We start from the raw sequence: 14,576 nt of genomic DNA, 5'->3' as shown, positions 1-14,576 counted from the left end.
CTGGGTTAGAAGTTGTCATGGGTGGTGTTGTCACAGAACGGCGCGATTACACGGCCGGCCGCGCCGCTCGGGGGCCGTCGAACGTCGTCGAAAATCGGAAGGCGGCGGTCAGTCTTGCTGTTCGGCTTCGACGCGGTCGGCGTGTTTTTCGAGGTCGGCCGCGAGCTTCCGGGCCTCCTCGGGGGACAGCGTCAGTTTGTCCGCGTGCGGCGTGAGCGCGTCGAGTTGCGTCCAGTCGAGTTCGAGTTCGAGGGTAATCTCGTCGGGGTGCTTCCGCGGCGAGGTGACGTTACACACCGCGAACGCCGACTCCTCGAAGTCGTGACCCGTCGCCGACGCGTCGACGAGATCCAGCGTCGTGTAGGCGTTGACCTTCAGGATTCGGTCTGGCATCTGTGAGTAGTGTATGGTGTCGTCGTAAATAGGTAGCGCGGCGGCGAGTCGTCACCGACGCGGGCAAGTGTCCGGAGGTGACGACGAACGCGGCGGTCGCGGTCGGTCACCAGCCGGAAACGGTCGGCTCAGTCGTCGCTCGTGATGGGCGTGCCGTCGCCGTGGGTCGGCGCGGGACTCGCGTCCATCGAGTCGTCTTCGGCGTAGGGGTACCACGTGCGCTTCGTGTTGTGCATCATCGGGTCCTCGTAGCTGGTCTCTTCGGGTTCGACCAGTTCGGCGAGGTCCTCCTCGTCCGTCCGGGCGACGAACTCGCGGAACGTCTCGTCGCCCTCGCGGCGCTCCTCGAAGTTCGCGAGCAGGTTCTTGATGGCACCCGGCACCTCGTCGACGGGGACGCGCTGGGTGACCCACTCGGCGAAGTTCGGGTTCTCGCCGAGGCCGCCGCCGAGGCCGATGTCGAGCGCCTCGACCGGCTCGCCGTCCTTGCGGGTCTTCATGCCGCGGAGGCTGATATCGGCAATCTGCGGCTGCGCGCAGGAGGCCGTACAGCCCGAGAGGTGGATGTGGAAGTCCTCGACGCCGGCGGGGAGTTCGACGTTCTCCTTGAGCCAGCGGGCGTAGCGGACCTGCCGGTTCTTCGTCTCCACGATGGAGAGCGAACAGAACTCGGTGCCCGTACAGGCGATGGAGCCGCGCATGAACGGGTGCGGGTCGGGCGAGTAGTGGTCGAGGAGGTCCTCGTCCTGCAGCGCGTCGAGCTTCTCCTCGGGAACGTCGGTGATGATGACGTTCTGGCGCTGCGTGATGCGAACCTCGCCGGAGCCGTACTCGTCGGCGACGCGGGCGAGTTCCTTCGTGTCGTCGACGCCCATGCGGCCGACGAGGACGTCGAGTCCGACGTAGTAGTTGCCGTCGGCCTGCTCGTGGATGCCGACGTGGTCGGAGTGGCCACCGTCGGCGTAGCCGGAGTTGTAGGAGTACTCCGAGCGCAGGTCGTCGCCGGCGGTCTCCAGTTCGAAGTCGACGAACTCCTCTTGGAGGACGTTGCGGAACTTCTCCGCGCCCCACTCGTCCATCAGGAACTTGATGCGGGCGTTGTAGCGGTTGTCGCGGTCGCCGTTCTCGCGGAACAGCGCGGAGATGGCTCCCGAGACCTCGGCCGCCTGCTCGGGCGTCACGAACACGTCGATGTCGCGGGCGAGTCGCGGCTCGTTACGCGAGAGGCCGCCGCCGATGCGGATGTTGAAGCCCTTCGTCTCCTCGCCGTCTATCTCCTTGGTCGCGGGTTCGAGCGCGAGGTCGTTGATGTCGCCCTGTCCGCAGCCTTCGCGGCAGCCGGTGACAGAGACCTTCCACTTCCGCGGGAGGTTCGAGTGGTCGTCGTTGCCTTTGAACGTCTCGTTGAGCTCCATCGCGACGGGGAGCGCGTCGACGTGCTCGTGTTTGTCCTTGCCGGCGACGGGACAGCCGACGATGTTCCGCCACGAGTCACCACAGGCCTGTTGCGTCGAGAGGCCGACCGATTCGAGCTTCTCGAAGATTTCCGGGATGTCCTCCAGTTTGATCCAGTGGAGCTGAATCGACTGGCGGGTCGTCCAGTCGACGTAGCCGTTGCCGAAGATGGGGTTCTCGGCGGGGCCGCGGGCGTACTCGTCGGCGACCTCCGCGACGACTTCGGTCTGGCCGGGCGTCAGCACGCCGTTCGGCGTCCCGATGCGCATCATGAAGTACGACTCTTGGCCGTTGCGCTGGTGGTACAGACCCCACCATTTGAAGCGCTCGAACCAGGCGTCTCGCTCGTCTTCCGGGATGGTGTCCCAGCCCTGCTCGGCGAATTCGAGCAGGTGCTCTCGTATCTCGTTACCGTAGACCTCCGACTTCCAGCGTTCGACGTCCGTGGGCATTCGTATGAATGTCCATATACGTGCCCACGTAAGGCCCCGAGCGTACCGTCAACCCTTCCCGGTGCTGCCCAAAAGAGGAGAATGTTGCCTATTCGTTGTCGTCGCCGCGTCGAACCGGGAGGACGACCCGCTCGCGGTCGATATCGACGAATTCGCCATCGCGGAGCCTGCCGACCGGAACCCAGCCGGGAACGCCCGTCTGGCCGCAGGCGATGCACTGGCCGTACACCTTCGCGGAGATGGTTCTGCCGTCCGCGCCGACGTCGAGGACGTTCTCGACGACGAAGTCGGGAAGCTCGCACCCACAGAATGACGGGTCGTCGAGCCGCCAGAGTTCGCTCACGCTCACTTCTCTGGCGTCGTTCACGGAGACCCACGCCCCGTCGTCGAGGACGCGCAGGGAGACGCTCATACCTCACCTTCCGCGCTCCGGCTACCTATGCGGGGCGGCGCCCGCAATCCCCGCGGGGGAGCACGACGCGGGTTTCGACGGTCGTTCCGGCGTAGTCGTGCGATTGTGCCCGAAACCGGCCGTCAGAGGTAGGGGCAACCCGTTCCGGTAGCCGGGAGTGGGGGTACACATTACAGGTGCGGATTCCCTTATGCGGGTCCGGCCGGTACGTGGTGGTGATGAGTGACCACCGCACCGCCGTCCGACAACACGCCTCCGCCGACGTCGCCCCAGAGCTGTTCGAACCGTCACAGGAGGGTGACGCATGACCGGCGAGGCAGAACTCGAACCCGAACGCGACCGCGAGGCCGACGCCGAGGTCGAGTCGTCGACTGAAGCGGAGGAAGAAGACCCCACGGCTCACCTCAAAGACCTCGAAGACGGTGCGGGCTGTACCGAAATCTGGTCGCACCTCTCGGAGTCTCGCGAGGAGTAACCGCCCCCGCTCGCTCGCCACCCACCGCCCGCCGCCCGTCTGTCACCGGTCGCCGTCAGCGAATCCCCCGCCCTCTGCCGTCCCCCGTTTGCGGGCCTCCAGCTACTTGCTCGTATTCCGCCTGCCGACCGCTCGCGCGCGAATCTCGCCTCTCGGGGGGACGTTTTTAAGTCCGAACGCGTTACCGTCTCGTAGATGACGAACGACGAACGCCGAACGACCGAGGTTCCGGCCGACCGACGGGAACCGGTCGGTGAACCGGTCGTCCGCGGCGACCCCGCCGTCACGGGCGACCGCGCCCGCGAGGCCGTCGGCTTCGACCCCACCGACCCCGACAGCCTCGCCGAGGCCGCCAGAACGGTCCGCTCGTTCTCCGAGTCCACCGCCGGCGACGACGACCACGTGTTCATGCTTCGCGGCGCGGCCGCCTGCGCCGCGCTCGTCCGCGGTGTCGGCTCGTATAAACGCGCCGCCGAGCGCGCCGGCGGCGACGTGTCTGTCTCCTTCATCCGCAAATGGGCCCGCGTCCACGACCTCCCGCAGTCGGTCCGCCGGCACGTCGCCCGCGGCCGTATCGCTCCCACGGCCGCCAAGCACATCGCCCGCGTCTCGGGCGACGCCAGACTCCACCTCGCGTGGGCGACACTCGATGCCGGCCTGACCGTCCGCGAGGTTCGTCGCCTCGCCAGCGAGGTCAACGACGGCACGCCCGTCGTGGACGCGCTCTCGGCCCACGGCGTCGATATCGGCACGCTCGACGTGACGCTCCCGGCCGACGTCTATCTCGAACTCCGCCGCCGCGCCTCGCTCGAAGACGCCACCCCCGGCGACGTGGTCGCTGACGCCCTCGACGACTACCTCGACTGAAGGAACCGGCTCGCCGTCTCGCGAATCACGTCCCGCGCCACCTCGACTTCTTCCCACTCGACCGTCTCGTCCGGAAAGTGCGCCTGGTCGATGTTGCCCGGCCCGAACAGCACCGTCGGGATACCCGCCTCGACGTAGTGTCGCGAGTCCGCTCCGTAGGTCGCGCCGACAGGGTCGTCGTCGCGGCCGTCCGCCCGCAGCGCCCCGCGTAACGACTCCACGACAGGTTCGTCGGCGTCGATTTCGGCCGGCTCGAACTGCACGGAAAAGCGCTCGAACACCGGCGGGTGCGCCGAGAGCCACTCGTCGTCGGCGACGACGCGCGCCAGCCGTTCTTCGAACGCCGATTCGACCTCGGCGACCGTCTCTCCCGGCGCGACGCCGAGCCGCCACTCCGCAGTGAGCGTCCCCGCGACGCTCGACGCCCACGTCCCCGCCTCGACGCGGCCGACGCAGACGGGCCACGGAATCGGGTAGTCGAAAAGCGGATGGGTGACCGCGTCGGTCCGCTCCGATTCGAGGTCGAAGAACGCTCCGCGAATCGCCTCGAACTTCTCGATGACGTCCACCCCGCGCCAGCGCGAGGCCGCGTGCGCCGTGCGCCCGGTCAGTCGGAGTCGCTTCATGACCGACCCCTCGGTGGCGACGACCGGCTTGAGCCGCGTCGGTTCGGCGACGAGCGCGGCGTCTCGTTCGAACGGATAGGGGTTGTCGAGCGCGGCCGCCGCGGCCCCGATGCCGCCTTCCTCCTCGCCGACGACGCTCTCCACGACGACCCGCCCGTCGAGGTCGATGTCGCCCGCTTCGACGGCATCTCGGAGGTCGAGCGCGGCGAAGACGCACGCCGCGAGCCCCGCTTTCATGTCGGCCGCGCCGCGGGCGCTGACGGTGCCCGCGTCGTCGTCCCAGTCGGGTAAAAACGGGTCGTGCGTCCACAGCTCCCTGTCGGCGGGCACCACGTCCACGTGGCCGTTGAGGACGAGCGTCCGGCCGGCGTCGGGGTCGCCGAACTCGAACGCGCCGGCGACGCTCGGGCGGTTCGCCGTGTCGATGTCGTCGGGGTCGTCGGGAAACGACGGATGCTCGGCCAGACGCGCGGGGTCGGCGGTCCACTCGTAGGTGTCGAAGCCGAAGTCGTGTAGCCGGTTTTTGACCCACTGCTGGGCCGGGGCCTCGGCGCGGGCGACGCTCTCGAACCGGAGCAGCGCGTCCACGAAGTCGCGAAGGTCCATATTGTGAGGGACGGGAACGGGGTACAAAGCAGGAGGGGGCAACGAAAATAAACGCTTATCAGTATCCCCATTTAAAGAGACTTCGAGGGCTGGTAGCTCAGTTAGGCAGAGCGTCTGGCTTTTAACCAGACGGTCGGGGGTTCAAGTCCCTCCCAGCCCGTTTCTGCGACGAATTTCGCGCGGAGTGAAACGGCTCCGAAAGGGTTGAATCTGGGGGAGAGTCACGTGGAGCGAGAGCTACGATTCGCCTCCCTCATCGTCGGTACCGTCTCCGTGCCGTTGCCTGATTTCCGCTTCCACCGGCGGCTCGAGGCTGATAAGTTCGTAGAACTCCCCGTCTTTTCGAAAGCCGAGCACTACCTCGTCGACCCCCGTCGCCTCGTCCAACGTTAGCGTTAGATATTCTTCTGCCACATCTGGTAGCCCCCCGAAGCTGGTTACTCATCTAACTACACAAATGTTCTGGCAAACGTACTGTTTTGTGCGAAATTCGGACACGGCCGATAACCGACTCCCGAGTTCATGCGATAATCCTGGAACTCACGGATGAGATGAGAGTGTGTCCACACTTCTGACGCGCCTCGATGCGGGCGACACTGTGCACTCGCGTCCCCAGACCGGTCGATAACGGTCCAAAAGCGGTGAATACGGCGATTGAACGGCTCGACCGGCCGACGAGTCGCAGGAGGTGAACGAGTGCGCGAAGACGTTCGCGACGCATCGGTGAGTACAACGTCCACATCAACAGCGCGTCCGAGCAGGCCAAACTCGTTCAGGTCGGCTGAGCCCGGCCTGCGATTTTTCGGTTATTCGAGGTCGAGGAGCGTCGCGGCCTCGTCGAGGAACTCGGCGTAGACCGACATCGCGTCCTCGATGGGTTCGGGTTCGGTCATGTCGACGCCGGCGGTTTGGAGCACGTCGAGGGGGTACTCGCTGCCGCCGAGCGCGAGCGCCTCGCGGTAGTCCGCCGCGGCCGACTCGCCCTCCTCGCGGATGCGCTCGACGATGGCCGCCGCCGCGGAGATACCCGTCGCGTACTGGTAGACGTAGTAGTTGTAGTAGAAGTGCGGAATACGCATCCACTCGCGGGCGATGTGGTCGTCGGTCGCCGCGGGTTCGTAGTACGCCGCCTTCAGGTCGCCGTACAGTTCGTCGAATCGGTCGGGCGTGAGCGCGCCGTCGTCCTCGACGATTTCGTGAATCTGGAGCTCGAAGTCGGCGAACATCGTCTGGCGGAACAGCGTCGAGCGGAAGCGTTCGAGGTACTCGTCGAGGACGTGCGTCCGGAGTTCGTCGTCGTCGACGTTCTCCAGCAGGTACTCGGTCAGGAGCGTCTCGTTGACCGTGGAGGCGACCTCGGCGGTGAAAATCTCGTAGCTCGCATCGTGCCACGGCTGGGCGTCGTTGGCGAGTTCGGAGTGCATCGAGTGGCCCAGTTCGTGGGCGAGCGTGAACATCGATGCCGCGTCGTCCTGGTAGTTCATCATGATGAACGGCTGGGTGTCGTAGGTTCCCGCGGAGTACGCCCCGGAGCGTTTGCCGCGATTTTCGTACACGTCGACCCAGCGGTCTTCGAGGCCCTCGGCCATCCGCGCTTGGTACGCCTCGCCGAGCGGTTCGACGGCCTCGACGATGTACTCCTTCGCCTGTTCGTACGGAATCTCGGGACCGTGGTCGCCGGTGAGCGACACGTACAGGTCCCACATCTGGAGTTCGTCCGCGCCGATGGCCTCGCGCTTCAACTCGGCGTGGCGGTGGAGGTGGCCGAGGTTGTCGCGGACGGTGTCGAGCAGGTTGTCGTACACCTCGACCGGGACGTTAGGGCCGTCGAGAGCGGCCTCGCGGGCGGTCTCGTAGTCGCGGATGCGCGCGGTCTTCACGTCCTTCTTGACGCTGTTTTTCAGCGAGGTGCCGACGGCGTTGCGCACGTCGGCCCAGCGGTCGTAGAACTCCTCGTGGACGGTCCGGCGGAACTCGCGGTCGGGGTGTTTCTGAAGCTTCGTGAAGTTGCCCTGCGTGATTTCGACTGACGTGCCGTCGGGCTTTTCGACGGTCGGGAATTCGAGGTCGGCGTTGGCGAGCATGGAGTAGATATCACTCGACGCGCCGGTCACGTCCGAGAGGTCGGCGAGGACCTCTTCGACCTCGGCGGAGCGGGTGTGTTCCTTCGTCCGGAGCACGTCGTCGAAGTGGTGCTCGTAGGCTTCGAGTTCGGGCTCTTCCTCGACGAACTCGGCGACGCCGTCGCGCCCGAGTTCCTGTAGCTCGGGGTCCAGATAGCTGACCGCGCTGCGAGCCTTCGACGCCAGCGCCTCGGCGCGACCAGCCTGCGCTTGGTACTCCTGGTTCCGGGTGTCCTGACTGCTGCGGAGGTTCGCGTAGGAGACGACCATGGACACCTCACGGAGCACCGACTCCATCGTCTCGAGGAGTTCGAGGAGCGTCTCGGGGTCCTCGGTGGCGCGACCCTCGTAGCTCGCCAGCTCGGGGACGCGCTCTGCGACGTCCTCGTACGCCGCCTCCCACTCCTCGTCAGACGCGTAGATGCTGTCGAGGTCCCACTTGTACTCCTCGTCGATGTCGCTCCGCTCGGGAACCGAACTCATGTCGGGTGATTCGACGCACGCGCGGGTGGTAAGCCTTATCAATCGACGGGCGAAGCGGGGTCGAGGAGGGCGGTCGCGTCGCGGTTAGTGTCGGGTCGCTCTCGCTTCCCGAACCTGCGAGCCGTCCCGGACTAAGTCCTCGCAGTGCGGACAGACGCGGGGGGCGTCCATGCCCTCCGGGGCGAACACCCTGACGTAGCCTTCCGTGACGAAAGAATTGCAGTTCTGACATGTAGGCATGGCGGTCGTGCGTACCACGTCAACTGAGTTAGATGTTATGGGCGATTTTCGGGACCCGTCGCCGACTTCGACCGCGAAAGTCCGGCGGCCGCGCCCGGCGGCGCAAACCACTTTGCCCGGCGAGCGTGTGGGAGTGCCATGGACGACCTCTCCTCCGCAGTCCGCGAGGCGTTCGCCCGGACGTGGGTCGACGACCGCCCGTGGGAGTTCCTCACCGACCTGACCGCCATCGGCGACCGGATGGCCGGTGGGTCGGGCGACCGCCGCGCGAGCACGCTCGTCGCCGACGCCCTCGCCGACGCGGGCGTCAGGCGCGTCGAGTTCGACCCCTTCGAGATGGCGCGCTGGACCCGCGGCGACACGACGCTTGACCTCACCGCGCCCGACGAGCGGCGCTTCGAGGCCGTCGCGCTCCCGTACGCTCCGCCGGCGACCGTCTCCGGACCACTCGTGGATGTCGGCTACGGCACGCCGAGCGAAATCGACGCCGCCGACGTGGACGGCGCGCTCGCCGTCGCCAGCACGACGACGCCCGCCGGCGGCCGGTTCGTCCACCGGATGGAGAAGTTCAACTACGCCGTCGAGTCCGGCGCGGTCGGCTTCGTCTTCGTCAACCACCTCCCCGGGCAACTCCCGCCGACCGGGGCGCTCCGCTACGACGAGGAGGCCGCCGCGCCCGCAGTCGGTGTGAGCGCCGAAACCGGGTCGTGGCTGACCGACTACGCGGCCCGCGGCGGCGAGGCGACCCTCGCGGTCGACGCCGAGACGACGCCCGGCGAGAGCCGGAACGTCGAGGGTCGCGTCGGCCCCGACAGCGACCGCGAACTCGTCCTCTGTGCCCACTTCGACGCCCACGACATCGCCGAGGGCGCGCTCGACAACGGCTGTGGTATCGCGGTCGTCGTCACCGCGGCGCGACTGCTCGCCGAGATGGACCTCGACCTCGGGGTCCGAGTCGTCGGCGTCGGTGCGGAGGAACTCGGGTTGACCGGCTCCGAACACCTCGCGGACCGACTCGACCTCGACCGCGTCGCCGCCGTCGTCAACGTCGACGGCGCGGGGCGGTTCCGCGACCTCGTCGCCCACAGCCACACCTCGGAGGCGACCGCCGAGGTGGCGACCCGAGTCGGCAACGAGACGCGCCACCCGGTCGAAATCGAACCCGAACCGCACCCCTTCAGCGACCAGTGGCCGTTCGTCCGCGCCGGCGTCCCGGCGCTTCAGCTCAGGAGCGAAAGCGGCGAGCGCGGCCGCGGCTGGGGCCACACCCACGCCGACACCCGCGACAAGGTCGACGACAGAAACGTCCGCGAACACGGGATGCTCACTGCACTTATCGTCCGTGAACTCGCGGCGGCGGCCGCCGACGGGGAGATTCCACGGCTCGACGACGACGACCTCTCCGCGGCGTTCCGCGACGCCGACTTCGAGACGGGGATGCGGGCCGCGGGCATCTGGCCCGACGGCTGGGAGTGAGTCCAGCGGTCAGTCGTGCGCGGACGACTCGATGTCGTCTCCTCTGTCGCCGCCCGAGTCGCGCCCGTCGCCGCCTTCGTCGGCGTCGCTGACTTCGACCGTTAGCTCCGCCGCTTCGAGCGCGCTTTCGGTTGCGGCCTCGACGACCATCCCGGCCCCGATGACGACGTAGTACATCCCGTAGACGAACGTCGGCACGGCTATGAGGAGATAGAGCGCGAGGCCGGCGATACCCGTCAGGCTGGCGAGGAAGCCGCCGACGGCGTTGCCGACGCCGATGATAAACAGGCCGAAAACGATGCGAAGGGTCGCGTCCCACGCGTCGGACCGGTCCATGCGTGAGTCGACGGCGAGCCGCGTGATGTGTTTACTGGTCGATACGCGGCGCGGGGGCGCGGCACGGGCCCGCGGTGAGGTTTGCGTGGTCGTTCACCCGCGCGTCAGCACACCGCGAGCAGTTCGTCCAGCGAGTCGAGTTCGTAGGTCGGTTCGGCGGCCAACTGGTAGCCGTCGCGGTGGGGTCGGCGGATGAACGCCGAGTCGATGCCGGCGCGGTCGGCCGCGACCACGTCGACGTTGCTGTCACCGACGTAGAGCGCCGAGTCGACGCCGAGTTCGCCCATCGCGCGCTCGATGTAGTGCGGGTTCGGCTTTTTCACCCGCGCGCCTTCCACCGTCGGGTCGCGGCCGTAGGCTACCTCGAAGCGGTCGTCGATGTCGAACACGTCGAGGATGTGTTCGATGGTCGCGTGCTGGTTGTTGCTCACGACCGCCAGCGGGTGGTCGATGTCGTCGAGGACGACCACGTCGTCGTACAGCGGTTTCGTCCCGTTTTCCAGACACGCCCGCTGGGTCGCCGCGGCGTGACTCTCGTGGTGCGACCAGAAGTCGTCGACCGGTACGTCGTGGACCGCGCAGATGCGGCGCAGGCGCGTGAGGCCGCCGTTGATGACCCCGTCGACCGTCTCGGTCGTCGGTTCGACGTCGAACTCGGCGAACGCCCGCCTGACCGCCTCCCGCTGGACTTCGAGGAGCGTCGGCTTCGTCAGCACGCCGTCGTTGTCGAAGATGACAGCGTCGTAGCACATGGTCGGCGATTCGCACCCGAACCAAGATAACGTTGCTATGTGCGACCCCAACCGCTCCGGAGGGCTATTGACTCCTCGCGCGTCCGTCAACTGCTTTCTTCGCCGTCACCGACGCTTCCGGCGTCGCCCGCCACGACTCCGTCGCGGATGCGCGACCCGACGCGCCAGCCGATGCGGTCCGCCAGCGCCCGCTCGCCGAAGGCGGCCGCGGTGCTCTCGGCGGCCATCGAGTCCACGTCGAACTCGACGTTCGGGTAGTCGACCGCCGTGAGAAGCAGGGGCGTCGGCGGCGCGGGCGCGATGCCCGCGGGGCCGTCGAGGTGGTCGGGACCGAGCGCGTCGTCCACCTTCGACGGCGGGGCCGCGCCCGACCCGACGGCGCGGACGAGCGAGACGAGTCGGCGGACGAGTTCGCGGGCGAAGCCGCCGGCCTCGACGCGCACGAGGAGGAAGTCGCCGTCGCGGGTCAGGTCGCCGTCGATGGCCCGGACCGTTCCGTGGTCGTCGGGCGTGAGGTTGTGGAAGTCGTGTTCGCCGCGGCAGGCGTCGAAGGCGTCTCGCGCCCGGGCGTCGTCGAACCCCTCGCTCGGCGCGTGGAGGTCGTAGACGTACTCGCGGCGGGTCGGCCGGTGTCGGGCGTGGAAGTCGTCGGGGGCGTCGGCGGCGGCCCACGCCCGGACCGTGCCCGGGAGCTCCGAGTTCAGCGCCCGCGGCGTACACCAGTCGGGGCACTCGAAGGCGACGGTCTGTGCGAGCGCGGAGACGCCCGCGTCGGTCCGCCCGGCGGCGGCGTAGTCGGTCGGTTCCTCGTCGTCGTCGCAGACGCCGAGCGCGCGGCAGGCGTCGAAGAGGGCGTCCTCGACGGTCGGCACGTCCGGCTGTCGCTGGAACCCGTTGTACGGGCGTCCGTCGTAGGCGACGCGGAAGGCGCGCATGTCGGGTGATTTCCCGGCGGACTACTTAACCGACTCCACCCGATTCGCCAGCATCGGTCGCCCTGTCGATTTCGCGCCGTCGCCCCGCGACTACACGTCCGCGTCCAGCGACTGCTCGTCTTCGACCGGCGAGTCCTCGCTTCGGATGGTGAGCACCGGCACGTCGGCCATCCGGAGCACGCGCTCGGTGACGCTCCCGAGCAGGTAGCGCTCGATGCCCCGGCGGCCGTGGGTGCCCATCACGATGAGGTCGGCGTCGACCTCCTCGGCGTACCGGAGAATCGTCCGGTGCGGCGAGCCGTGTTCGACGGCCGTAACGACCTCGACGCCGGCCGCGTCGGCCGCCTCGACGGCCTCGGAGACGATGCGCTCGCCTTCCTCCTCGTAGGCGCGGACGAGGCCGCCGGCGTCGAGTTGGGTCGCGTGGAGGGCACGCTCGTCGACGACGTACAGGGCGTAGAGCGTCGCGTCCGCCGTCGCGGCGAGGTCGATGGCGCGGTCGAGCGCCTCGTCGGCGGGGGCGCTGCCGTCGATCGGGACGAGAATCCTGTCGTACATGTCACTCGTCTGTACGACGGGCGGGAACAAAAGGGCGTGCGCCAGTACCGGGGCGCGGGAATCGCGGGGCGAGTCTGCTTACTCGTAGTCCTCGTAAGTCGGCGCGTCGCGGTCGCCGGGGAAGTCCTCGACGGGGACGGTGGTCTGGTCGCCGCTCGCCATGTCCTTGACCGTCACCTCGCCGTTTTCGAGGTCGCGCTCGCCGACGATGACGACCGTGTCGGCGTTGACGGAGTCGGCGTAGGACATCTGCGCGCCGAAGCTCCGGTCGGACACGTCGGTCTCGACGACGTTGCCCGCCGCGCGGAGGTCGCGGGCGATGTCGGAGGCGACGGCGCGGGTGTCGCCGACGGTGAGGAGGTAGTAGTCGGTCGCCAGTTCCTCCTCGGGCCAGACGCCGGCGCGCTGGCAGAGCAGTTGGAGCGTCGCGCCGCCGATGCCGACGCCGACGGCGGGGGTGGGCTGGCCGCCGAACGACTCGATGAGGTCGTCGTAGCGGCCGCCGCCGAACGTCGCCCGCGACACGTCGCCCGTGGAGTCGAAGCACTCGAAGACGACGCCGGTGTAGTAGTCCAGTCCGCGGGCGGTCGTCAACGACACCTCGCAGAACTCGCCCGCGCCGAAGTCGTCGGCGGCGGCGAGGACGTTCCGGAGGTTCTCGACCGCGGCCTCGACGTTGTCGCCGCCGAACTCGGCGATTTCGTCGAGGTCGCCGCGCTCGATGAGGTCGGCGAACTCGCCGGCCTGGTCGTACGAGAGGCCGGCGTCCGAAAGCAGGCCGAGGTACTCCTCGCGTTCGACTTTCTCGGACTTGTCGACGGCGCGAACCGCGTCGGCCACGTCCACGTCGGCGTCGAACGACCGGAGCAGGCCGCCGAGGATGTCGCGGTGGGAGACGCGGAACTCGAAGTCGTCGGCGGTGAGGCCGAGGTCGGTCAGCGCGTCGGCGCAGAACGCTAGAATCTCGGCGTCGGCCTCCGGCTCCGAGGAGCCGAAGATGTCGGCGTTGGTCTGGTAGAACTCGCGGAAGCGACCCTGCTGGACCTGTTCGTAGCGCCAGAAGGGGCGGGTCGAGACCCACTTGATGGGCTTCGACAGCGCCTGCTGTTTGGCGACGACCATCCGGGCGACCGTCGGCGTCAGTTCGGGCGTGAGGGTGACCTCGCGGCCGCCCTTGTCCTCGAAGGCGTACAGTTCCTCGACGATTTCCTCGCCGGACTTGTCGACGTACATCTGGGTCCGTTCGAGGTGGGGCGTCCCGATTTCGCGGAAGCCGTAGCGGGCGGCGGCGGTCTCGACGGTGTCGACGACCTCGCGCCGGGCCGACATCTCGCCGGGATAGAAGTCACGAAATCCCTTGAGTCGGTCGTACATGCGCGTTGGTTGGCGAAGGTCGCGCTTGAAACCTGTTGTTCGGGCCGGCGTTCAGGTCGGCGGGCGCTCGTCGGTTCGTCGGGTCGTGGTCGATTACCCGACCAGCGCCGCGAGCGCCGACAGGTCGCCGAGGGCGATGAGCGAGACGCCCGCGACCGCGAGGACGGCCGCGGCGAGGCGAAGCCCGAACTGTGACTCCTTGAGGATGACCCCGCCGAGAACGACGGCGACGATGGCCTGCGTGTTGACGATGGGCGAGGCGATGCTCGCCGGCACCATCCCGAAGGCGGTCGAGGTGACGTGCTCGCCGACGGCGACGAGCGCGCCGGCCGCGACGAACTTCGGAACGTCGCCGCGAACGCTCGTCCAGTTGCGGGCCGCGACGGGTAGAACGGCGAGTGCCGCGCCGGTGAACAGCACCGGGACGAACACGCTCGTCGGGATGCCGAGTTCCTGCAGGGCGACGCGCTTCCCAACGTCGCTGGCGGCGTAACAGGCCGCGCTCGCCAGCGCGAGTTGGGCGGGCCGCGAGCGGACCGCGCGTCGCAGCGGGTCGAGGAACGCCCCGCCCTCGTAGTTCGCGACGTAGACGGCGACGGTGGCGACCGCGACGCCGAGAACCTGTAGCCCGGTCAGAAACTGGTTCAGAAACAGGATTTCGATGGGAAGGACGAACACCGGAACGAGCTTGTTGATGGGCGCGACGTAGGACACGTCGCCGGCGGCGAGCGCGTCGACGAACAGGATGAACGCGACGCCGACGAGCACCGCCGTGCCGGCGACGATGAGAACCCCCATCGCGCCGAGTTCGGCCAGCGAGGGGACGGCCGCGGGGTCGTACGTCACCACCGTGACCGGAAGGTACAGGAGGACGGCGAAGGCGTTGACGACGACCGTGATGACCGCGCCGGAGTACCCCGGAAAGTACCGCTTCAAGGCGAAGATGTAGACGCCCCAGACGAACGCGGCGAGAACGGAGTAGGCGATGCCGGGGTCCATGATTCATCCGGCGC

At 68.0% G+C, this 14,576-nt stretch carries 15 protein-coding genes and 1 tRNA gene; 4 read left to right on the top strand and 12 right to left on the bottom strand.

All coding sequences use genetic code 11. The features are described 5' to 3' along the window. Window positions 1-108 precede the first annotated feature (108 nt). From C5B90_RS13850 to C5B90_RS13840, 3 genes are all read right to left on the bottom strand, one after another. Window positions 109-393 carry a DUF6360 family protein gene (locus C5B90_RS13850; RefSeq protein WP_115882293.1) on the bottom strand — a complete coding sequence of 95 codons (285 nt, stop codon included), beginning with the start codon at window positions 391-393 and terminating at the stop codon, window positions 109-111. Between the two features lie 128 nt (window positions 394-521). Further along, complete coding sequence (locus C5B90_RS13845; protein WP_115882292.1) at window positions 522-2,300, bottom strand: nitrite/sulfite reductase; 1,779 nt, start codon at window positions 2,298-2,300, stop codon at window positions 522-524. 88 nt (window positions 2,301-2,388) lie between these two features. Beyond that, entirely contained in the window at window positions 2,389-2,712 is a 324-nt protein-coding gene (locus C5B90_RS13840) for a hypothetical protein (protein ID WP_115882291.1), read from the bottom strand. Window positions 2,713-3,016: 304 nt separating this feature from the next. On the opposite strand from C5B90_RS13840, the gene C5B90_RS20880 reads away from it, so the two are divergent. Together C5B90_RS20880 and C5B90_RS13835 are read left to right on the top strand one after the other, a co-directional pair. Then, entirely contained in the window at window positions 3,017-3,187 is a 171-nt protein-coding gene (locus tag C5B90_RS20880; protein ID WP_008096575.1) for a hypothetical protein, read from the top strand. 195 nt (window positions 3,188-3,382) lie between these two features. Then, complete coding sequence (locus tag C5B90_RS13835) at window positions 3,383-4,054, top strand: hypothetical protein (protein ID WP_115882290.1); 672 nt, start codon at window positions 3,383-3,385, stop codon at window positions 4,052-4,054. Here the strand turns inward: C5B90_RS13835 and C5B90_RS13830 are convergent. Continuing rightward, window positions 4,042-5,286 (bottom strand): M20/M25/M40 family metallo-hydrolase, encoded by a 1,245-nt coding sequence (locus tag C5B90_RS13830; RefSeq protein ID WP_115882289.1) that lies wholly within the window; start codon window positions 5,284-5,286, stop codon window positions 4,042-4,044. The genes C5B90_RS13835 and C5B90_RS13830 overlap by 13 nt on opposite strands. Before the next feature lie 86 nt (window positions 5,287-5,372). Between C5B90_RS13830 and C5B90_RS13825 the strand changes: the two genes are divergently transcribed. Then, a tRNA-Lys gene (locus C5B90_RS13825) sits at window positions 5,373-5,446 on the top strand. 77 nt (window positions 5,447-5,523) lie between these two features. Here C5B90_RS13825 and C5B90_RS20595 read toward each other — a convergent pair. After that, window positions 5,524-5,700: a hypothetical protein gene (locus C5B90_RS20595; RefSeq protein ID WP_158547229.1), complete on the bottom strand. Its 177-nt coding sequence runs from the start codon at window positions 5,698-5,700 to the stop codon at window positions 5,524-5,526. A gap of 392 nt (window positions 5,701-6,092) precedes the next feature. After that, complete coding sequence (gene pepF / locus C5B90_RS13820; protein WP_115882288.1) at window positions 6,093-7,892, bottom strand: oligoendopeptidase F; 1,800 nt, start codon at window positions 7,890-7,892, stop codon at window positions 6,093-6,095. Between the two features lie 378 nt (window positions 7,893-8,270). Between pepF and C5B90_RS13815 the strand changes: the two genes are divergently transcribed. After that, the gene (locus C5B90_RS13815; protein ID WP_115882287.1) at window positions 8,271-9,608 is read left to right on the top strand and encodes a M28 family metallopeptidase; all 1,338 of its coding nucleotides are present in this window, start codon (window positions 8,271-8,273) and stop codon (window positions 9,606-9,608) included. Window positions 9,609-9,617: 9 nt separating this feature from the next. Here the strand turns inward: C5B90_RS13815 and C5B90_RS13810 are convergent, their stop codons facing one another. From C5B90_RS13810 to C5B90_RS13785, 6 genes are all read right to left on the bottom strand, one after another. Further along, entirely contained in the window at window positions 9,618-9,944 is a 327-nt protein-coding gene (locus tag C5B90_RS13810; RefSeq protein WP_115882286.1) for a hypothetical protein, read from the bottom strand. Between the two features lie 104 nt (window positions 9,945-10,048). Then, window positions 10,049-10,696, bottom strand: coding sequence for an HAD family hydrolase (locus C5B90_RS13805; RefSeq protein WP_115882285.1), 648 nt, complete (start codon window positions 10,694-10,696; stop codon window positions 10,049-10,051). A gap of 86 nt (window positions 10,697-10,782) precedes the next feature. Further along, window positions 10,783-11,631, bottom strand: coding sequence for a tRNA pseudouridine(38-40) synthase TruA (gene truA / locus C5B90_RS13800; RefSeq protein WP_115882284.1), 849 nt, complete (start codon window positions 11,629-11,631; stop codon window positions 10,783-10,785). 90 nt (window positions 11,632-11,721) lie between these two features. Beyond that, a complete protein-coding gene (locus C5B90_RS13795; RefSeq protein ID WP_115882283.1) occupies window positions 11,722-12,189 on the bottom strand; it encodes a universal stress protein in 468 nt (155 codons plus the stop codon). A 78-nt stretch (window positions 12,190-12,267) separates the two neighbouring features. Next, complete coding sequence (gene hisS / locus C5B90_RS13790; RefSeq protein ID WP_115882282.1) at window positions 12,268-13,563, bottom strand: histidine--tRNA ligase; 1,296 nt, start codon at window positions 13,561-13,563, stop codon at window positions 12,268-12,270. A gap of 93 nt (window positions 13,564-13,656) precedes the next feature. Beyond that, on the bottom strand, window positions 13,657-14,562 hold the full coding sequence (locus tag C5B90_RS13785; protein WP_115882281.1) for an EamA family transporter: 906 nt from the start codon (window positions 14,560-14,562) through the stop codon (window positions 13,657-13,659). Window positions 14,563-14,576 lie beyond the last annotated feature (14 nt).

This window comes from Haloferax sp. Atlit-12N (assembly GCF_003383095.1).
In the GTDB taxonomy this organism is placed as follows: domain Archaea; phylum Halobacteriota; class Halobacteria; order Halobacteriales; family Haloferacaceae; genus Haloferax.
Note: the sequence above shows the minus strand (reverse complement) of the source record. Positions and strands in the feature narration are given on the sequence as shown.